Origin of the sequence: Microcoleus sp. MON1_C1 (genome assembly GCF_036701945.1) — a bacterium.
GTDB lineage: Bacteria > Cyanobacteriota > Cyanobacteriia > Cyanobacteriales > Microcoleaceae > Microcoleus.
The window spans coordinates 1-20,998 of the sequence record NZ_JAUBRO010000053.1 but is presented as its reverse complement, the minus strand read 5'-3'; the positions used below and the strand labels follow the sequence as shown (position 1 = coordinate 20,998).

Sequence of the window (20,998 nt, the reverse complement as noted above, 5' to 3'; positions counted from 1 at the left end):
GTCACTTAAGCCACAGGTATCGCTACCAAGTGGAATATTCTAATCATAGTCAAGAGGCAGGCCCAAAAGCCTGCCCCAAACTATCCTACTCTACCCCCTCAATCCGGTCTTCCACCTCCTGATAAAGTTCACGCAATCTGTCCAAATTGTTCTCCGAAGTCTCCCAATAACCCCGGCCATTCACCTCAAGCAAAGTGCTGACAATTTTGCGGAAAGAATGAGGATTTAAGTTAAGCAAACGCTTCTGCATCTCCTCATCTTGGATAAACGTAGTGTTGACATCCTCATACACCCAGTTATCCACAGCGCCCGCAGTCGCACTCCATCCAGTCGTATTCACCAGACGCTTAGAAATCTCCCGCACACCTTCATAACCGTGCGACAACATCCCCTCGTACCACTTCGGATTCAGCAGCTTAGTCCGCGAATCTAAACGCACGGTTTCTGATAGCGTCCGCACCTGCGCGTTGGCTGTCGTTGTATCAGCAACAAAGGATGTCGGTTTCTTCCCATCTGCGCGCAAACTGCCGATCAATTTAGTCGGGTCGGAGTCGAAATAGTGCGACACGTCGGTTAGGGAAATCTCGGCAGAATCCAAGTTTTGGAAAGTGACTTCCGCAGTTTTTAAAGATGATTCAAAAATCTGCCGATCTTGTTCCATTGTTCCGGGATTGTCAGAAGAAAAGGCGAAGGATTTGCGAGTTAAGTACATTTCCTGCAACTCGGCTTCGCTTTCCCAAGTGCTGTTTTCCACCGCCAAGTTGACGTTAGATGAATAGGAACCAGAAGCATTGGAAAATACGCGGGTTGCTGCTTGTCGCAGGTTGATTCCCATTTCTTCCGCTTGCTTCAGGGCGTGTTTGCGGACGAAGTTCATCTCTAACGGTTCGTCGGCTTCCGCTGCCATTTTCACGGCTTTATCTAACAAATTCATTTGGTTGATGAACAAGTCGCGGAATACGCCGGAACAGTTAATTACTACGTCGATCCGAGGGCGTCCCAACTCTTCTAAAGAAAGCAATTCGAGTTTGTTTACCCGGCCCAAAGCGTCGGGAACTGGCTTCACTCCCACCATCCACATTACTTGGGCGAGGGATTCGCCGTAAGTCTTGATGTTGTCGGTTCCCCACAACACAACGGCGATCGTTTCTGGGTAATTTCCGCCGTTATCAACGCGCTGTCTTTCTAACAGCCGATCGACTACAAGCTTAGCAGACTTAACCGCCCCCGTTGTAGGGATTGACTGCGGGTCTAAAGCGTGCATATTCTTGCCCGTCGGCAAAACATCCGGGTTGCGAATCGGATCGCCACCGGGGCCAGGCAGAACATACTCGCCTTCTAAGGCGCGCAACAAAGCGCCTAATTCGTTGTCCGCACAAACTTGCTGCAAGCAGAATTCCAGATACTCAAACAGCGGTTTAATCGGTTCAGGATCGATTTTTTTGTAACCGGCGGCGTGCAGCGCATCAATCCAAGGTGTTTTCTTGCCCATGTTGAAGAAATTCAACTTAGAAACAAGGGAAACTCGGCCCTCAGCGTCGGTTTGTTCCTTCACCAAAGCGCCAACGGCATCCCGACAGGCCAAGGTGATGTTTTGCAGCAATTCGACATCACTTAAAATGCCTTTGTCGCTGTTAGTGTAAACTTCGCCGATATCGCGTCCCAGACTGTTAGCGATAATCCGTGGCAAGCTGATCAGCCCGTCTTCTTCGCGGTCTAAATTGGCGATATTCACCAAAGTTGCGATCGCCTCTTCCGCAGTCGGCGGCTTACCGATAACGTGCAAACCGCAAGGTAACAACCGCGACTCAATCTCCATCAACTTGCGGTAAACCAAGCCAACTAAATTGTCCCGTTCCTCCGAAGTCATTCCCGCAGCAACCCCTCTTTCTTGTTCCGGAGGTAGGGCGATATCTTTGTCCAAATTCACCAAACGGCATTTTTCGACGATCGCATCAACAATCGGCACACCGCGCCCAGTCTCTTTCAAAGTTTGATAAGAAGCAATTAACTCGCTGAGTTCCTGCAAACCTTTGTACAAACCAGCATTTTCAGCCGGAGGAGTCAGATAGCTGATTGTTTCAGCATAACTGCGGCGCTTGGCAATTGTTGCCTCGCTGGGATTGTTGGCGGCGTAATAATAGAGGTTAGGAATTTTGCCGATCAAACTGTCGGGATAACAATCCCCAGACATTCCCATCTGCTTACCCGGCATGAATTCTAGCGAACCGTGAGTGCCAAAGTGCAGCACCGCATCCGCACCCCAAATGCGCTCCAAATATGTGTAGTAAGCAGCAAAACCGTGGTGCGGGCTGGCGGAACGAGAGAATAACAACCGCATCGGATCGCCTTCGTATCCAAAAGTAGGTTGCACTCCGATAAACACATTGCCAAAATGTTTGCCGAAAATCAGCAAATTTTGTCCGTCGCTGTTCAAATGTCCCGGAGGCGGGCCCCAATTTTCTTGCAAGCGTTCCGAGTAAGGAGTGAATTCTTCGTATTCAGCTACGGACATCCGGTAAGCAACATTTAATTCCGGGCTTTGGTATTGGGCTGTTGCGTCGTGGATGACTTCTTGCATCAGTTTTTCGGCGGAATCCGGCAATTCTGGCAAGTCGTAACCGTTGCCTTTTAAGGCTTTCAATACTTGGTAAATCGAGCCGAAAACGTCCAAATAAGCGGCAGTTCCGACGTTGCCTTTGTCCGGCGGGAAACTGAAAACTGTGATCGCAACTTTTTTATCTAATTTTGGTTTCCGGCGCAGCATTGCCCATTTCATGGCGCGCTGGGAAATTGCTTCGATCCGGTCTTGTAGGGCGATCGCCTTGCCAGTTGCGCCATCACGTCCCGACAAAATAATCGGTTCGATCGCGCCATCCAACTCAGGAATGGCAATTTGCAAAGCAACTTGAATCGGGTGCAAGCCTAAATCGCTATTTTCCCACTCTTCCGTCGTTTGGAAAACCAGCGGCAAAGCCACCATGTAAGGGCAGTTTAGCTTTTTCAAAGTCTCGATCGCCTTCGGGTGATCTTGTTTCGCCGGGCCGCCCACCAGCGCAAAACCAGTCAGAGAAACGACCGCATCAACGATCGGCAGCGGCGCAACACCTTTGGTCCCAACTTCCAAGAAGAAAGTTTCGACTGGTTTCGAGAAGTCCAAACCGCCGGCAAAAATCGGCACCACCCGCGCCCCCATTGCCTCCAATTCCTGCACCATTGCTACGTAGTGCGCGTCATCTCCGGTGACTAAGTGAGTCCGCTGCAACACCAAGCCGATGCAAGGTGCGAGGGGGTCTTTGAGGTCAGCAGAAATATCTTTGCGGGCGTTGTACCAGGTGAGGTAGGCTTTTACATCCTCAAACATCGACGGTGCCAAAGGATGCCAAATTCCCATATCCGGGTAAACCACCGGATCTTGGAAAGTTAGCTGTTCCTGGCCTTTGAATACATATTTATGTGACAGCATCAGCAAGAAGTTTTCCAAGTTTTCTTGGGAACCTCCCAGCCAATACTGGAAACTCAGCATGAAGTTGCGGGCATCTTGGGCTTTGTCGATGGGCAAATATTTCAGCACTTTCGGCAAAGTTTGCAGCAGTTTCAGCATTCCGTCTTGGAAGGAACTCCCGGATTTTTCCTTCCGTTTTTTCATGAATTCGCCGATCGCACTTTTGCTTTGTCCCAATTGTGCCATCGAGAAACTGCCCATTTTATTGAGGCGCATCACCCCTGGCATCGACGGGAAGACGACGGCGACATCCAAGCTGTCGCGCAGCGGTTCAACTGCCGCTACCACTTTTTCTGCCAAATCTTCGATGAAAATTAGAGAAGCAATAAATACATTGGCATCCGCCACATCCCGCTTGAAGGCTTCGTAATTTTCCGGGCTGCGGAGTTCCTCGATCAGGTAGCCGCTGATTTCTATTGCCAAATTCGGATTTTTCTTGTTTATCGCTCGAACCGCTGCAGACAGGGCGCTTTGATACTGCGGTTCCAGTACGACATAGACCACCTTCATGAGCGATCGCCCCTGCAAGTTTTCCGGCACGACGTGGCGAATGGTGGGCTTGACGTGAGTGAACATCCGGTTAGGCTCCTTTAAGATGCTGTTTTCGGGAATCGGGAATTTTTTTATCCCATAAGCATTTTTACCAGAAAACGCTTGCCATTAGGCGATTTGAGCCTGCACATGACACAATTCGACAAATTTAGGGCAACTTTTCGTTACATTTTCTTCTAAATTCCTTGAGCAAATACTCCAATTTTTATTTACAAAAATTTACTTGACAAAATAGTAGTTATATGAATTCAAGTAAAGGATTGGATAAAAATAATTAAAAATTAACCAACGATTGAGAAAGAAATCCTGAAAAAAGTTTCAAGTTTTGTAGAAGTGATCAAACTTGCGATCGAGCAATTAACTGAGGGGAAAAAGGCATAATTTCTGAAAGCAGAATGTAGCCTTCGGATAATTGCTGCGTCATGAAGATTGACACTTTACCAGGAATTTAAAACCATTTCATAACGTCTGTTTTGTCTAAATTCCTGATTGGCGATCGAGTTGATGGATAGCTAATTGCTATAGAATCTCAAACTCATCAAAACTTTAGGGGGAAACATGGCTAACTACGCAATTTTCGACGAACAATTCTACCTCGCCTCATATCCTTGGATCAAACCAGCCATTGACGCAGGAGTCATCTCATCTGGGAGAGAACACTTTGAAAAATTTGGGCGAGAAGGCGGTCTAACTAATGTATCGCGTTATTTTGACGAAAATGCTTACCTTGCTGGCAATCCAGACCTCGCACCTTTCGTCCGCACAGTCAACCCAAACGCGCCTTTTGCGACCGGCCTCGATCACTTTATCCAGTTCGGTTACGATGAAGGACAGCGCCGCACCCAAGTATCACCCGAATACAACGAAACCTTTTATTTAGCAAACAACTCTGAACTTCAACCGTTTATTCAAAACGGAACTTTCAAATCAGGCTACCAGCATTTCATTCAATTCGGGACCAAAGAAGGTCGGTTTGGGACTTCATTTTTTGAACCGGAATACTTAAAAGAAAACCCCGACCTCGTGCCGTTTGTCAACTCTGGAACCTTGAAGACTGGTCGGGAACACTACTTCAATTTCGGCAAAAACGAGCCAAGCCGCGACGCAACTTTTGTTGGTAGCCGCAGCAACGATATTCTCACTGGTGTTGGTGTGGGGAATACCGAACTGATTGGAGTGGAAGTAGGTATCGACCCCAGCCGCAACCGCCAGTATGAAAGTTTTGGCACCAATGAATTCGATGTCCTGATTGGCAGTCCGGGAGCTGATATATTCGTACTCGGAGTTCCTGCTACAGCGGGGAATGTCACCCCGACACCGCTGTATTTGGGTAACGGTCAAGCTACGATTCGCAACTTTGACATCGAAAGCGATTTTATCCAACTGCAAGGAACTTCTTTAAACGGCTACAGCCTGACTCCGGTTGGCAACAATTTGTCAATCCAGCGTTTTGGAGATGTGCTGGGCGTGATTGAAGGAGGAGCAAGCTTGGGTTTGACTTTCCAAGAATCTAACGGTAATGGTACTTTCTTGATTGGATAATCATTGGTCATTAGTCATTAGTCATTAGTCATTAGTCATTAGTCATTAGTTATTAGTCATTAGTCATGAGCTAATGCTGATGATTAATGATTTTTTATTGGTGGTGGGCGCTGGTTCTATAAAAAAGTACGATCGTACTTTACTTTAAACAGCAACCTATGAATTACGCAATTTTTGACGAACAATACTACCTTTCGCAATATCCGTGGCTGAAACCGGTCATTGATGCAGGAAGCATCAAATCTGGAAGAGAACACTTTGAAAAATTTGGTCAAGCCGCCGACCTCACAAAAATATCGCGGTATTTTGACGAAGATACTTACCTTGAGGGAAATCCAGACCTTAAACCCTTTGTCCGCACATTCAACCCTAACGCGCCTTTTGCGACCGGACTAGACCACTTTATCCAATACGGTTACCAAGAGGGTCGCAGCCATGTATCGCCTGAGTATGACGAAGCGTTTTATCTCGCAACTAACCGAGGTTTGCTGCCGTTTATTCAGAATGGAACGTTTAAAAACGGCTACCAGCATTTCATTGAATTCGGTCTCAAAGAGGAGCAGTTTGGGACTTCATTTTTTGAACCGGGATATTTACAATTCAACCCCGATGTTCGGCTGCTTGTCGAATCGGGAGCCTTGAAAACTGGTCGCGAACACTACTTCAATTTCGGGAAAAACGAGCCAAACCTATCTGCTACTTTTGTCGGAACTTGCGGCAATGACATCCTCACTGGTGTAGGGGTGGGGTATACCCAATTAATAGGATTTCAATTAGGTTACACTACACAAAGTAATAAAATTTTTATCCACAGGTAATATTAGGAAAGTGACGGCAGCAATGAATTCGATACTCTAACTGGCGGTAGCGGCCGCGATATATTCGTGTTGACCCGTAGAACTCGCACTCTAGGGGGTGGTAGATCGGCGGTTTACACTTACCTGTCCTACATCGGGCCGGGTTTTGCTACAATTCGGAACTTTACGCAAGATCAGGATACGCTCGATATAGGGATTTCCTCAAATCAATTATTGGTATTTTTCATCAACAATAATCGAGATTTAGCTATTCAAAAGAAGGGCTTATTCGTCGTTAACAAGGGAGTTACCGAAACCACTCCCTCTGACACGATCGCTGTTATTGAAGGTGGCGGAAATCTCAAGTTGAATCTATTACCAGAAACTAGAGATAATCTATCTTTAGGCTCTAGAGGTAATCTACCTTTACTTGGATAGAAATCTCTAAGCTATTGGGGATTTGCCTGATTGCTGCTGGGGAGTACGATCGCACATTCGCAAAAATGGCGATCGCACTGTTGTGTTTGCCATAAAAATCATAAAACAGGCTTGACAATAATTACAGCAGGTTCCATGTTGCTCAAGTAAACCTCGAAAACCCAGAAGGGCGCGCACTGTTGGCACCGCCCTTACAACAGCCAATTTTTTTTGCTTCATTTACCTAAAAAGTGCTGTAACTTGACATACTGAGTTAGTAGAATTAGTAATAGTGGGTCAATTTTTACAGACAAGTAAGCAAACTAAGCTTGCAGCAAAACTTATGACTAATTATGAAATTTTTGACGAGCCATACTACCGGGCGCAATATCCTTGGGTGAAACCGGCTATTGATGCAGGAATTATAAAATCCGGCAGAGAACACTTTGAAAAGTTCGGTCAAGCCGGCGGCCTGACCAAAGTATCGCGTTACTTTGACGAAGAAACCTATCTAGCTCAAAATCCAGATATTGCTCCCTTGGTTCGCACGCCAAACAATCCAAACGCGCCTTTTGCGTCTGGTTTAGACCAATTTATTCAGTTTGGCTACGAACAGGGTCGCACCCGCGTGTCACCTGAATACAACGAAGAGTTTTATTTGGCAAATAACTCAGAGTTGCGATCGTTCGTTCAGAACGGAAATTTCAAATCAGGCTACCAGCATTTCATTCAATTCGGACTCAAAGACGGTCGTTTTGGGACTTCATTTTTTGAACCGGAATACTTAAAAGAAAACCCCGACATTGTGCCGTTTGTCAACTCTGGAGCCTTGAAAACCGGTCGGGAACACTACTTCAATTTCGGAAAAAACGAGCCAAACCGATCCGCTACTTTTGTCGGAACTTCCGGCAATGACACCCTCACAGGCGTTGGTGTGGGGAATAACGAACTGATAGGAGTGGAAGTAGGTATCGATCCCCAAGGCAATCGGCAGTATGAAAGCTTGGGATTTTATGAATCTGATGTCCTGATCGGCGGCCCTGGGAGAGATACATTCGTACTCGGAGTTCCTGCTACCTCCGGTAACCCCACATCCCGTCAACTCTATGCGGTTGCCACCGGTGTAGTTACAATTCGGAACTTTGATGAAGACTTGGACAAGATCCAGTTGGCAGGAAGTCCCGATCTCTACACAACACTTTCGGATGCTAACGAGCTCATAATCCTCAGCCCAAGATATGAAACAATTGGTATTATTCAGGGACCAGATTTATCTTGGTCTACAATTCAGCCAAAGGAAGACGGCACTTTCTACCTATTCCTTAAATAACTGGAACCTCGGTTATCTCTTTCTCGGTTAACATGGTAGGGTGCGTTAATAACGCACCCTACTGAACTCAGATTATAGCAGTTGCCAAATTGCTGTCGATAGCGATCGAGTTGTTCTTCTGCTGGCTCAGCTTTTGCTTCGGCTGTCAAATACCGAGAACCGTGTTCATCGTGCCAGTATCGAACAGTACCCTGACAGAAACTTGACAACTTTATTAATTAATTGTACGGTTCAGAAACCTGGTTTCTAAATATCAAAATCCTTAAATCCGTAGTATAAAAACATGGCTAACTACGCAATTTTTGACGAAAAATACTACCTTGCTCAATATCCTTGGGTCAAACCCGCCATTGATGCAGGAGTTATCAAATCTGGAAGAGAACACTTTGAAAAGTTCGGTCAAGCCGGCGGCTTAACCAAAGTATCGCGGTATTTTGACGAAGCTACTTACCTCGCTGGCAACCCAGACATCGCTGCCTTAGTCCGCACTCCCAACAACCCAAATGCACCTTTTGTGACCGGACTAGACCACTTTATCCAATACGGTTACGAAGAAGGTCGCACTCGCGTATCTGCTGAGTATGACGAAGCGTTTTATGTAGCAAATAACCGACAGTTGCAGCCGTTTATTCAGAATGGAACTTTTAAAAATGGCTACCAGCATTTCATTGAATTTGGCATCAAAGACGGTCAGTTTGGGACTTCATTTTTTGAAACAGAATACTTACAAAAAAACCCCGACATCTTGCCGCTTGTCAACTCTGGAGCCTTGAAAACCGGTCGCGAACACTACTTCAAGTTCGGAACTTCCGATCCAAACCGCTCTGCGACTTTTATCGGAACTTCCGGGAATGACATCATTACCGGTGCTGGGGTGGGAAATACCGAATTAATTGGAGTTGAAGTAGGTTATGTTACAAACAGTGATGGCTTTTCCATCCCCGGTCGAAATTATGAAAGTGAGGGCAGTAATGAATTCGATATTCTCACTGGCGGTAGCGGCCGCGATAAATTCATGCTCGGTGACCTTTTACCAGGCAGTGGTGGTAAGGGATTCAGTTCCCCAACCAGGCTCTATATCGGGCCGGGTTTTGCTACTATTCGGAATTTTACCCAAGGTCAGGATAGCATCCAGCTAGCATCAGGTAATTCTGACGGAGATCCCTTAGATAAATTCTTGGTATTTCCTATCAACAACAATCGAGATTTAGCTATCGAGACGAACGGCTTGTCAGTCTTGCGTCCAAATGGATCTTCCGAACTTAGTAGCTTTGACAGGATAGCTGTTATTGAAGGTGGCGGAAATCTCAATTTGAATCAATTACCAGGATCTTCTTTTTCCATACTTTTACTTGGGTAGAATTCTCGAAGCTATTGGGGATTTGCCTGATTGCTGCTGGGGAGTACGATCGCACATTCGCAAAAATGGCGATCGTACTGTTGTGTTTGCCCTAAAAATAATAAAACAGGCTTAACAATAATTAACTTCACATACTGAGTTAGTAGAATTAGTAATAGTGGGTCAAGTTTAACCGACAAGTAAGCAGACTAAGCTTGGAGCAAAACTTATGACTAATTATGACATTTTTGACGAACAATACTACCGGGCGCAATATCCTTGGGTCAAACCAGCAATTGATGCAGGAATTATAAAATCCGGCAGAGAACACTTTGAAAAGTTCGGTCAAGCCGGCGGCCTGACCAAAGTATCGCGTTACTTTGACGAAGAAGCCTATCTAGCTCAAAATCCAGAGATTGCTCCCTTGGTTCGCACCCCAAACAATCCAAACGCGCCTTTTGCGTCTGGTTTAGACCAATTTATTCAGTTTGGCTACGAAGAAGGCCGCACCCGCGTATCGCCTGAGTACAACGAAGAGTTTTATTTAGCAAATAACCGAGAACTGCTACCACTTGTTCAGAACGGAACTTTCAAAAATGGCTACCAGCACTTCATCAAATTCGGAAATAAAGAGGGCAGATTTGCGACTTCTTTTTGGGAACCGGAATACTTAATCGACAACCCCGACATCGCGCCGTTGGTCAACTCAGGAGCCTTGAAAACTGGTCGAGAACATTATTTCAAATTTGGGCAATTTGAACAGAGGCGCTCCGCTACTTTTGTCGGAAGCCCCGGCAATGATATCCTCACAGGCGTTGGTGTGGGGAATGTCACATTAATTGGAGTTGAAGTTGGAGAAAATCTTAACGGCACCCCACTGCCTGAAAGTGACGGCAGCAACGAATTCGATACTCTGATTGGCGGTACTGGTCGCGATACATTCGTGTTGGGCGAGGCTTTGTTCGGCAAGCTTTTTCTTGGAGTTGAAGAGTTCTACCATGGGCCGGGTTTTGCTACAATTCAGAACTTTACCAAAGGTCAGGATCGTATTCAACTCGGAGGGTCTTTCTTAGATCGCTACATTCTGGTTCCCACCAACAATCGAAATTTAGAAATCCAAACCAACGGCGGTGACACGATCGCTGTTATTGAAGGCGGCGGAAATCTCAGTTTAAATTTATTACCAGAATCAGGTACTTTTACATCTTTCATTGGATAGAAATCTTGACGCTGGTAGGGATTCACCTTTGTCTGCTGGGGAGTGCGATCGCACATTCGCAAAAATGGCGATCGTACTTTTGTGTTTGCCATAAAAATCATAAAACAGGCTTGACAATAATTACAGCAGGTTCAATCTTGCTCAAGTACACCTCGAAAACCCAGAAGGGCGCGCACTGTTGGTACCGCCCCTACAACAACCAATTTTTTGTGTTTCATTTACCTAAAAAGTGCTGTAACTTGACATACTGAGTTAGTAGAATTAGTAATAGTGGATCAAGTTTAACCGACAAGTAAGCAGACTCAGCTTGGAGCAAAACTTATGACTAATTATGACATTTTTGATGAACAATACTACCGGGCGCAATATCCTTGGGTCAAACCAGCCATTGATGCAGGAATTATAAAATCCGGCAGAGAACACTTTGAAAAGTTCGGTCAAGCCGGCGGCCTCACAAAAATATCGCGGTATTTTGACGAAGATACTTACGTGGAAGGAAATCCAGACCTCAAACCCTTTATCCGCACCCCCAACAACCCAAATGCGCCTTTTTCTACAGGACTAGACCACTTTATCCAATACGGTTACGAACAGGGTCGCAGTCAAGTATCACCTGATTATGACGAAGCGTTGTATCTAGAAAGTCGGCGAGATTTGCTGCCGTTTATTCAGAATGGAACTTTTAAAAGTGGCTACCAGCATTTCATTCAATTCGCAACCAGTGCGACTGTTTTCGGAACTTCCGGCAATGACATCCTCAGTGGTTCCGGGGTGGCGTATGTCGAATTAATAGGAGTTAAATTAGGTTTATTACCTGGAAACAACATCCCATGGTATGAAAGTAACGGCAGCAATGAATTCGATACTCTTATTGGCGGTAGTAGTCGCGATACATTCGTACTTGCCGATGTTCTCCGAAACTCCAAGTTGGGGGACCCGTTCGCACCCTACCAGTTCTACGTCGGGCCGGGTTTTGCTACAATTCGGAACTTTACTCAAGGTCAGGATACCATCCAGATAAGTCCGCCCTTAGAAAACATATTGATGTTTCCGATCAACAATAATCGAGATTTAGCTATCCAAACCAGGGGTTATTCCTTGGTTGAAAATGGAGTTACCATAACCCCTCCGTTTGACACGATCGCTGTTATTGAAGGCGGCGGAAATCTCAGTTTAAATTTATTACCAAAATCAGGTACTTTTACATCTTTCCTTGGATAGAAATCTTGACGCTGGTATCGGTTCACCTTTGTCTGCTGGGGAGTACGATCGCACATTCGCAAAAAGGGCGATCGCACTGTTTTGTTTGCCATAAAAATCATAAAACAGGCTTGACAATAATTACAGCAGGTTCCATGTTGCTCAAGTAAACCTCCAAAACCCAGAAGGGCGCGCACTGTTGGTACCGCCCCTACAACAACCAATTTTTTGTGCTTCATTTACCTAACAAGTGCTGTAACTTGACATACTGAGTTAGTAGAATTAGTAATAGTGGATCAAGTTTAACCGACAAGTAAGCAGACTAAGCTGGGAGAAATAATTATGACAAATTATGACATTTTTGACGAACAATACTATCTGGCGCAATATCCTTGGGTGAAACCAGCCATTGATTCAGGAATTATAAAATCCGGCAGAGAACACTTTGAAAAGTTCGGTCAAGCCCGCGGTCTCACCAAAGTATCGCGTTACTTTGACGAAGAAACCTATCTAGCTCAAAATCTAGATCTTGCTCCCTTTGTTCGCACCGCCAATAATCAAAACGCGCCTTTTGCGTCTGGTTTAGACCAATTTATTCAGTTTGGCTACGAAGAAGGCCGCACTCGCGTATCGCCTGACTACAACGAAGATTTTTATTTAGCAAATAACCCAGAACTGCTACCACTTGTTCAGAACAAAACTTTCAAAAATGGCTACCAGCACTTCATCAAATTCGGAAATAAAGAGGGCAGATTTGCGACTTCTTTTTGGGAACCGAAATACTTAATCGACAACCCCGACATCGCACCGTTTGTCAACTCAGGAGCCTTGAAAACTGGTCGAGAACATTATTTCAAATTTGGGCAATTTGAGCAGAGGCGCTCCGCTACTTTTGTCGGAAGCCGGGGCAATGATATCCTCACTGGTGTAGGGGTAGGGGATGTCGAATTAAAGGGAGTTGAAGTAGGCTCCCTTAACAGCACCGTAGGGACTGAAAGTGACGGCAGCAACGAATTCGATACTCTGATTGGCGGTACGGGTCGCGATACATTCGTGTTCGGGGAACCTTTAATAGGCAGTAGAGCGTTTTTTCGTGGATTTAAAACTTTCTACATTGGGCCGGGTTTTGCTACAATTCGGAACTTTACCCAAGGTCAGGATAGAATCGAAATCAGTGACTCTTCCTTAGATAGCTACATTCTGGTTCCCACCAACAATAATCGAGATTTAGCAATCCAAACGAACGGCTTGCCCTTCGATCAAAATGGAGTTAGCCAAACCAGCCGCGGTGACACGATCGCAGTTATTGAAGGTGGCGGAAATCTCAAGTTGAATTTATTACCAGAATCTTCTTTTGGGACACTTTTACTTGGATAGAAATATCGCAGCTATTCGGGATTTGCCTGATTGCTGCTTTCGGTGGGATAATTAATTGTACCCTCCAGAAACCGGGTTTCTCGAATAAACCCGGCTTCTAAGTCTTTAATGGCGAACGCGCGCTAGCTTCAAAACCTCAACCGCATCTTTGTGGCCCTCCGAAGACGCCCAAATTAACGCAGTCCAAGTATTATTATCCTTAGCTTTGATATCAGCTCCTTTATCGATTAAAAATTCCACAACTTGAGTGCGCCCGCTACCTGCTGCACTCATCAAAGCCGTCAAACCAAAATTAGTTTTAGCATTCACATCCGCTCCCGCCTCCAGCAAAAGCTGTACAATCTCGGTATGTCCGGCAGCAGCGGCACTCATTAACGGCGTCCACCCGTCATTGTCGTGACTGTTGACATCCGCACCAGCCCCCAGCAATTTGTTGACGATCGCCGAATTGCCAGCCTCAGCCGCCGTCGTCAAAGCAGTCGCACCTTCCTCATCTTTGGCATTGATATCTGCACGCTGTTCGATCGCACTTTCTACAGCCGCAACATCACCCGTCTTGACGGCATTAATTAAATCTGTCATAAAATCTCCGTTGCATCCTCTCAAATATTAAATCCTATGGCAGTAGATATTTTAATCCTCTCCAACGGCCCCGGAGAATTGGCAACTTGGGTGCGTCCCGCCGTGCAAGCTTTGCGCGAGCAATTGGGAAAGGCGGGCACTCAAGCGCGAATCTCTGTGGTGCTGTCCCCCTGTCCGCACGCCACCGGGAAAGAAGCAGAAATAGCCTGTTCCTACCCAGAAGTGGACAGAGTGCAGGCGCCGGAGCATTTTTTTCCATTCCTATTATCTGGCAAAACTGCTGAAAATTGGGATTGGCACGAAACAGGAGTTGTTTTATTTTTAGGCGGCGATCAATTTTTTACGGTTGTTATTGGCAAAAGGCTAAAATATCGCACTGTTCTTTATGCTGAATGGGACGCGCGGTGGTATCGCTGGATTGATAAATTTGCGGCGATGAAACCCGAAGTTTTTGCTAAAATTCCCGAAAAATATGCTAAGAAATTTACAGTTGTCGGAGATTTGATTTCCGAAGTAGCGAACGGGAAATCGGGCAGGGCGAGCACGGGGGCACCGCCCCTACGGACAATAGAATTAATTGGATTGTTGCCCGGTTCTAAAGCGGCTAAATTAGCTTTAGGTGTACCGTTATGTTTGTCGATCGCCCAATCCATCCACCGCATCCGCCCTGAAACTCGCTTTGTAATTCCCGTTGCTCCTACCATAGATGTGCAAACTCTAGCAGGTTTTGCCGACCCTGAACAAAATCCTTGCCTGCATTTATTTGAGAACGCTAGCGCCGAACTTCATTTAACAGAACGGCCGTTTTTGCAGACAGCAAATAACTTGCAAGTAGAACTTTGGACGCAGACGCCCGCCTACGATTTGCTATCAGAATGCAGCCTGTGCTTAACTACTGTGGGAGCGAATACTGCCGAATTGGGTTCGTTAGCCGTACCGATGATTGTTTTGATTCCGACGCAGCAATTGGATGCGATGAAAGCTTGGGATGGTTTGCCGGGATTGCTGGCAAATTTGCCGTTAGTCGGTTCAGCTTTTGCGACTGCGATTAATTGGCTAATCTGGCAATTGGGAAAGGGAAAGCTTTATGCTTGGCCGAATATTTGGGCACAGGAGGAGATTGTGCCGGAGTTAATTGGGAAGCTGGAACCCGATGCTGTGGCTCAATTGGCGATCGACTATTTGAGCCATCCTGATAAATTAGCACAAATGGGCGATCGTTTGCGTGCGGTTCGAGGAGAATCAGGCGCGGCAAAAAAAATTGCTGAATTAGTTTGTGAAGAAATTGAGGTGCAATCTAATTGTCATAAGAATTAGATTTTTTTATTTTTAACCGCAGAGGAACGCGGATGAATGCAGATTTAATCCAGATTAATTCGTGAAAACAGGCAAAAGAAAGTTTATTTTCTCTTGCCTGTTTATTATCCAAAAACTGGATTTGCCCTCAAGTTAAGCTCGATCGTGCTTAGCAATCACCCAAACAGCGTGAATGATACCGGGAATAAAGCCCAAAAACGTGAGAACCAGGTTGATCCAAAAATCCATACCGATGCCGACCGTCAAAAATACGCCCAGAGGGGGAAGAAAAATTGCAGCGACTATGCGAATTAAATTGCTCATCTCAGTTACTCCAAACGAGTTTTCTCTTTCAATTTAACTTCACTGACTGACAGAACCTTTCCCGAAAAACTTAGGCGGTGCTGCCATAGTGTAAACTTCGGTTTCAGCGGCGATTACCTGCCGTAAGTGACCGGGAACTTGCATCAACCCCAACAGTGTAATTCCGTCGAACATCCGCAACCCGCCAGTTGTTTTCTCGGCGAGTAATTTGTCAGTAGCTTCGGGATCGGGTCGCGTATTTATTTCTTGATTAGAAGCTACGGCAAAACCCCAAGGAGCTCCATAAGTAGAAATAAAGCTGGTGCAGGATTGAACATTGGAAAAAACAGATTTAAGGGTATTTACAATGCGAGCGTGCATTTTCATTTCGGCCGGAGAAACTGGGCCCGCTTGCACTACGAAATATCCGTTAGGTGACATTACGCTGCGAACTTTCTCAAAATACTCTTTGGTAAACAACTGGAAAGATGGGCCTTCTTCTATGGGATCGGACAAGTCAGAAATGACAATATCCCAATCATTGTCAGTTTTGTCTAAATAGTCCAAAGCATCGCCGATTACTACTTCGCAGCGGGGGTCGTCAAAGGCATTTTGGTGCATTTCTGGCAGGTGTTCGCGGCAAGCTTCTACTACTTCGCCGTCAATGTCGATCATCACGACTTTTTCAACTGTTTTCCAGCGCAGCACTTCTCTAATTGTAGCTCCTTCTCCGCCGCCGAGAACGAGGACTTTTTTGGGTGAACCGTGACAAATCATGGCTGGGTGCACCAGGGGTTCGTGGTACAGAAACTCGTCGCCTGTACAAGATTGCCACTTACCGTCTAAAACTAAGCCTTTGCCGTAAGTACCGGTCTGAACGACATACATTTCTTGATAGGCTGTTTTCTTGTAAGCGAGCACCGCGATGACGCCGTGAACGTAAATATCCCAAGGGGTAATGTACTCGCTCATCCAAAAATCGGCACGAACTTCGCTACCTGACATCAATTACTCTCCAAATATAAACTGCTGTGTCGATGTTGTCACAAGTAGTAGTTATTAGCACAAAATGGTGCGGGTGTGTGAGTACGATCGACACATTAAAGTGAGATTTCTCAGCAATGCTATAGTGTGATTGCGTTCTGGGAGAGAGCAACGAGCTTGTTACTTGAGATTGCTTGTGGGCGATCGCGCGCCCAGCCGATCGCACTTTTCCCGTCGCCCCGGAGTCGATCGCACTCACATTTAATATTTTCGCTTTGCATTGCCCACGGGTTTTGTACAAAGGTTGTCTGAATCGGGCAATTTTTCGCGCTGGGCCCGCCTTTATAAGTTTGCGATCGCCCTGCTTATTTATCAATAATCGGATGAAAAGCCCACAAATGCGAGTACAGGGAAGAAAAGTAGCGATCGGTTTTAACGAGATTTGTTATTAATATGTTGACATTTTGAATGTATCTTAGATAAGATTTTTAGATCGAGCAAACTAAAGGAAGTGTTGAATTTTCCGGACAAATTTGCCGAGGCGATGGTCGCCGAGATTATAACTAGGTAAAGGGTGCAATTAAATTTATTAATAAAACTGTTCATACACTATTTTTAGGTTCAAAATAATAGCCGATGGAACCAACAGACTGGGAAAACCGAATCAAAGAGCTGGAAAAGGAAAATCGAATCCTGCGGAAAAAACTCGAAACTTCGGAAAGCGAACGCAACCAATTAGAAGCCCTTAATCAAAAAAAAGAATCTTTGCTAAAAATAGTCACTGAGGAATTTAGAGATTCCGAAAATATTTTAAAAGCAAGAATGTCTACCCTAGAAAAAGCTCTGGAAAACCAGCAAACAATGCAGCTCAAATTGATCGAAGCCGAAAAAATGTCGGCTTTAGGAATTTTGGTAGCTGGTATCGCCCACGAGATCAACAATCCCGTCAACTTCATCTACGGCAATATTACCTATGTCAATGACTACGCTGGCGACATTTTAAAATTGCTCGCAATGTACCAGGATCGGTATCCCGAAACAGATGCAGAGATTGAAGCTTTTATTGACAAAATTGACCTCAACTTTCTGCGCGAAGATTTGTTGAAAACTCTTTCGTCCATGAAAGTGGGCTCCGAGCGCATCCGTGAAATTGTGCTGACTTTACGCAACTTTGCGCGGGTAGATGAAGCAGAAAAGAAACCAGTTAATATTCACGAAGGAATTGACAGCACATTGTTAATTTTGCAAAACTTAACTAAAGAAAAACCCGGTCATCCGGCTATAAAAATTGTTAAGAATTATGGACAATTGCCGAAAATTGAATGTTATGCGGGGCAATTAAACCAGGTATTTATGAACATCATTAATAATGCTGTTGATGCCGTGCGGGAGCGAGATCAAAAGCTTTCCATAGGGGAAATAGAAGCCCACCCCAGCCAGATTGTAATTACTACTTCTATTTTTTCCGAAAATTGGACGAGAATTAGCATCAAAGATAATGGTTTGGGAATGAATGAAGCTGTAAAAGGCAAAATTTTCAATCCGTTTTTCACCACAAAACCAGTCGGTCACGGAACGGGCTTGGGACTGTCAATTAGCTATCAAATTGTTGTGGACAAACACGGCGGGAGGTTGGAGTGCATATCCGCAATGGGAGAAGGGACTGAATTCGTGATCGAGATTCCGATCGCCAATTCCCGCAGCTAAGATCGATCGATCGAGCTAAACTGAGGGATAATGAAAACTCCCTTTGACCGCGGCTCCTCCTAGTTTGATGTGCAACCCTATGTCTACTGTCACTTTTGGTTTGTCAACCCCTATAGCGGCAGAGGCCGGGGCATCCTACGGCAGCAGCGAACCGCCACAGCGCCCCACAGTGCGGGCAGAGTGGATCGAGGTATTGGTGGACTCTCCTTTCAGGGTTGCGGGGGACTCGTCTGGGGAGGAAAATAAGTTATTTACCTATCGTTTACCTGCGGAACTTACCGTGCAACCAGGGGATATTTTGAGTGTACCCTTTGGCAGTCAACAGGTAGGCGCGATCGCAATTCGGTTCATTTCTCAACTGCCGCCAGACTTAGATGCGGCGCGGGTTAAAGATGTCGAAGATGTTGTCAGTACGGGATTTTTCCCACCGACTTACTGGGAATTGCTCGATCGCACTGCCACCTATTATTGCACACCATTAATTCAAGTAATTAGAGCCTCGCTGCCGCCCGGTTTGTTAAGCCGTTCCGTGCGCCGAATTCGCTTAATTAAGGACGCAATTTCTCCGAATGCCAATACATTTCTCAATCCCGCAGCCAGTCAAATTTTACAATTGCTGCAATCTCAAAAAAACGGCGATTACACTTGGCAATACCTCCAGCGCCAAGTTAAGGGAAGTTATCGGGGATTGAAAGATTTATTGAAACGCGGTTGGGTAGAAAGTTATTTAGAACCGCCCAATCCTCCAAAACCACAACTCAAACCGGCAGTGACATTAATTGCTAGTGCATTTGTCACAGATTTAACCAAGCGGCAACAAGAAGTATTGGAAGTTTTGCGGCGCGGTGGCGGTGAAATGTGGATGAACGATTTGCTGAGAATTTGCAGCGCGAGTTCTTCTGTTGTCAAAAATTTGGAACAAAAAGGTAGCGTTGTAATTGACCAAAGGGAAGTTCTCAGGGGCGATCGCGGAATTTCTCAATTGCCCGATGCACCAAAAACTTTAACTCATTTTCAAGCTCAAGCCTTAGCGTTTATTAACTCTTTTTCGGGATTCCGTCAAGTGCTGCTGCACGGCGTTACAGGTTCCGGGAAAACCGAAGTGTATTTGCAGGCGATCGCCCCCATCTTAGCCAGCGGCAAATCTGCCCTCGTACTCGTTCCCGAAATCGGCCTCACACCGCAACTTACCGATCGATTCCGCGCCCGTTTTGGCGAGAAAATTTGCGTGTACCACAGCGCCCTATCCGACGGCGAACGTTACGATACATGGCGTCAGATGCTGACTGGAACACCGCAAATTGTCATCGGCACGCGATCGGCTATTTTTGCGCCTTTACCTCACCTCGGCTTAATTATCCTCGATGAAGAACACGACAGCAGCTTCAAACAAGACCAACCAGCCCCCTGCTACCACGCCCGCACCGTTGCCAAATGGCGCGCCGAATTAGAAAATTGTCCCTTAATTTTAGGTTCCGCAACGCCAGCTTTAGAGACTTTTGTCGGGACGCGAAGAGATTATTACTCGTTACCAAATATCCATTATTTATCATTGCCCGATCGCATTTATTCGCGCCCGATGCCACCTGTGGAAATAGTCGATATGCGCCAAGAATTGCGGCAAGGAAACCGCTCAATTTTCAGTGCTTCCCTGCAAAATGCCCTCGAACAATTGCAAGCAAGACAACAGCAAGGTATTCTATTTATTCACAGAAGAGGACACAGTACCTTTGTCTCTTGTCGAAGTTGCGGCTATGTGATGGAATGCCCGAACTGCGATGTTTCGCTTTCTTATCACCACGTCGGCGAAGCAACCGCAGAAATATTGCGCTGTCACTACTGCAATCACACGGAACGACACCCTCAAAACTGCCCGGAATGCAGTTCTCCTTACTTCAAAAACTTTGGCAGCGGTACTCAGCGAGTCGAACAGGAATTAACGAGATTATTTCCAGAATTGCGGGCAATCCGGTTTGACAGCGATACGACTAGAAATAAGGGCGATCACCGCAGATTGTTAACGCAATTTGCCAATGGGGAAGCTGACATTTTGTTGGGTACGCAAATGCTGACGAAAGGGTTGGATTTAGCTGGAGTCACATTGGTGGGAGTTGTGTCTGCTGACGGGTTGCTGAACTTATCGGATTATCGGGCAAGCGAACGAGCTTTTCAAACATTAACTCAAGTCGCGGGCCGTGCAGGCAGAGGCGACGATCCGGGGCGGGTAATTATTCAAACTTACACTCCCGAACACCGGGTAATTCAAGCAGTTAGGCGGCACGAATATGCAGATTTTGTGGAAACAGAATTAGCAGAAAGAGCGGCGCTGAATTATCCACCTTCGGGGCGGCTGGTATTGTTGCGGTTGAGCAGTGTAGATGCGGCGGAAGTGGCGGTGACTGCGGTACAATTGGCGTCGGTTTGTCAGGAGTATATTGAGCGATTGTCTGTAGCGGGGTGTGAGTTGTTGGGGCCTGCACCTGCGGCGATTATGCGGGTAGCAAATCGCTATCGGTGGCAGATTTTGCTGAAGTTGCCTTTGGATGAGTCGGTGGATTTGTCGGATTTGATCGGATTGCGCGATCGCACGCCGCGTTCTGTTAGTTTAACTATTGATGTCGATCCGTTGAATTTTGGTTGAGGGTTATTGGTTGGGTGGGGGCGGGTTTTTGTAGATTGTTTATCAGCCTCAAATATTCTTGGTAAAACCCGCCCCTACCGGCCCATCGTAGGGGCGGGTTTCACCAACCATGTATGTCGGAAACCAACAATAGACCTCTTGCAAAAGTCATTCTGAAAGGTTAAGTTCATAGTTATAGATACCTGCAATCAGGTTGAAGCGTAAACC

At 45.9% G+C, this 20,998-nt stretch carries 17 protein-coding genes; 11 read left to right on the top strand and 6 right to left on the bottom strand.

Annotated elements, in window-relative coordinates; translation table 11 throughout:
* Window positions 1-85: 85 nt before the first annotated feature.
* A complete protein-coding gene (locus tag QUA62_RS23965; protein WP_333407239.1) occupies window positions 86-4,081 on the bottom strand; it encodes a magnesium chelatase subunit H in 3,996 nt (1,331 codons plus the stop codon).
* Window positions 4,082-4,615: 534 nt separating this feature from the next.
* Between QUA62_RS23965 and QUA62_RS23960 the strand changes: the two genes are divergently transcribed.
* From QUA62_RS23960 to QUA62_RS29500, 3 genes are all read left to right on the top strand, one after another.
* Entirely contained in the window at window positions 4,616-5,599 is a 984-nt protein-coding gene (locus tag QUA62_RS23960; RefSeq protein WP_333407237.1) for a calcium-binding protein, read from the top strand.
* 158 nt (window positions 5,600-5,757) lie between these two features.
* Window positions 5,758-6,417 carry a hypothetical protein gene (locus tag QUA62_RS29505; protein WP_445301710.1) on the top strand — a complete coding sequence of 220 codons (660 nt, stop codon included), beginning with the start codon at window positions 5,758-5,760 and terminating at the stop codon, window positions 6,415-6,417.
* A gap of 66 nt (window positions 6,418-6,483) precedes the next feature.
* On the top strand, window positions 6,484-6,834 hold the full coding sequence (locus QUA62_RS29500; RefSeq protein WP_445301709.1) for a hypothetical protein: 351 nt from the start codon (window positions 6,484-6,486) through the stop codon (window positions 6,832-6,834).
* 6 nt (window positions 6,835-6,840) lie between these two features.
* On the opposite strand, the gene QUA62_RS23950 is transcribed toward QUA62_RS29500, so the two are convergent.
* The gene (locus QUA62_RS23950; RefSeq protein WP_333287569.1) at window positions 6,841-7,053 is read right to left on the bottom strand and encodes a hypothetical protein; all 213 of its coding nucleotides are present in this window, start codon (window positions 7,051-7,053) and stop codon (window positions 6,841-6,843) included.
* A gap of 103 nt (window positions 7,054-7,156) precedes the next feature.
* Here QUA62_RS23950 and QUA62_RS23945 point away from each other — a divergent pair, with 103 nt between their 5' ends.
* The 5 genes from QUA62_RS23945 (at window position 7,157) to QUA62_RS23925 (ending at window position 13,278) form a co-directional block, all read left to right on the top strand.
* The gene (locus QUA62_RS23945; RefSeq protein WP_333407235.1) at window positions 7,157-8,143 is read left to right on the top strand and encodes a calcium-binding protein; all 987 of its coding nucleotides are present in this window, start codon (window positions 7,157-7,159) and stop codon (window positions 8,141-8,143) included.
* Window positions 8,144-8,426: 283 nt separating this feature from the next.
* The gene (locus tag QUA62_RS23940; protein ID WP_333407233.1) at window positions 8,427-9,503 is read left to right on the top strand and encodes a calcium-binding protein; all 1,077 of its coding nucleotides are present in this window, start codon (window positions 8,427-8,429) and stop codon (window positions 9,501-9,503) included.
* Between the two features lie 208 nt (window positions 9,504-9,711).
* Window positions 9,712-10,701, top strand: coding sequence for a calcium-binding protein (locus tag QUA62_RS23935; protein ID WP_333407231.1), 990 nt, complete (start codon window positions 9,712-9,714; stop codon window positions 10,699-10,701).
* 321 nt (window positions 10,702-11,022) lie between these two features.
* The gene (locus QUA62_RS23930) at window positions 11,023-11,922 is read left to right on the top strand and encodes a calcium-binding protein (RefSeq protein ID WP_333407229.1); all 900 of its coding nucleotides are present in this window, start codon (window positions 11,023-11,025) and stop codon (window positions 11,920-11,922) included.
* A 321-nt stretch (window positions 11,923-12,243) separates the two neighbouring features.
* Window positions 12,244-13,278 (top strand): calcium-binding protein, encoded by a 1,035-nt coding sequence (locus tag QUA62_RS23925; protein WP_333407227.1) that lies wholly within the window; start codon window positions 12,244-12,246, stop codon window positions 13,276-13,278.
* Between the two features lie 105 nt (window positions 13,279-13,383).
* On the opposite strand, the gene QUA62_RS23920 is transcribed toward QUA62_RS23925, so the two are convergent.
* Window positions 13,384-13,860 (bottom strand): ankyrin repeat domain-containing protein, encoded by a 477-nt coding sequence (locus tag QUA62_RS23920; protein WP_333407225.1) that lies wholly within the window; start codon window positions 13,858-13,860, stop codon window positions 13,384-13,386.
* A gap of 36 nt (window positions 13,861-13,896) precedes the next feature.
* Between QUA62_RS23920 and QUA62_RS23915 the strand changes: the two genes are divergently transcribed.
* Entirely contained in the window at window positions 13,897-15,177 is a 1,281-nt protein-coding gene (locus QUA62_RS23915; RefSeq protein WP_333407224.1) for a lipid-A-disaccharide synthase, read from the top strand.
* A gap of 132 nt (window positions 15,178-15,309) precedes the next feature.
* Here QUA62_RS23915 and QUA62_RS23910 read toward each other — a convergent pair whose 3' ends face one another.
* From QUA62_RS23910 to QUA62_RS23900, 3 genes are read right to left on the bottom strand one after another with little or no spacing between them, the layout of a single operon-like run.
* Window positions 15,310-15,480, bottom strand: coding sequence for a YqaE/Pmp3 family membrane protein (locus tag QUA62_RS23910; protein ID WP_333407223.1), 171 nt, complete (start codon window positions 15,478-15,480; stop codon window positions 15,310-15,312).
* Window positions 15,481-15,519: 39 nt separating this feature from the next.
* The gene (locus QUA62_RS23905; RefSeq protein ID WP_190662030.1) at window positions 15,520-16,464 is read right to left on the bottom strand and encodes a fused MFS/spermidine synthase; all 945 of its coding nucleotides are present in this window, start codon (window positions 16,462-16,464) and stop codon (window positions 15,520-15,522) included.
* A complete protein-coding gene (locus tag QUA62_RS23900) occupies window positions 16,454-16,744 on the bottom strand; it encodes a hypothetical protein (protein WP_333407222.1) in 291 nt (96 codons plus the stop codon). Before QUA62_RS23900 ends, QUA62_RS23905 begins: the two co-directional genes overlap by 11 nt.
* Window positions 16,745-17,079: 335 nt before the next feature.
* Here QUA62_RS23900 and QUA62_RS23895 point away from each other — a divergent pair, with 335 nt between their 5' ends.
* Together QUA62_RS23895 and priA are read left to right on the top strand one after the other, a co-directional pair.
* Entirely contained in the window at window positions 17,080-18,150 is a 1,071-nt protein-coding gene (locus QUA62_RS23895) for an ATP-binding protein (RefSeq protein WP_333407221.1), read from the top strand.
* A 79-nt stretch (window positions 18,151-18,229) separates the two neighbouring features.
* On the top strand, window positions 18,230-20,791 hold the full coding sequence (priA, locus tag QUA62_RS23890; protein WP_333407220.1) for a primosomal protein N': 2,562 nt from the start codon (window positions 18,230-18,232) through the stop codon (window positions 20,789-20,791).
* Window positions 20,792-20,998 lie beyond the last annotated feature (207 nt).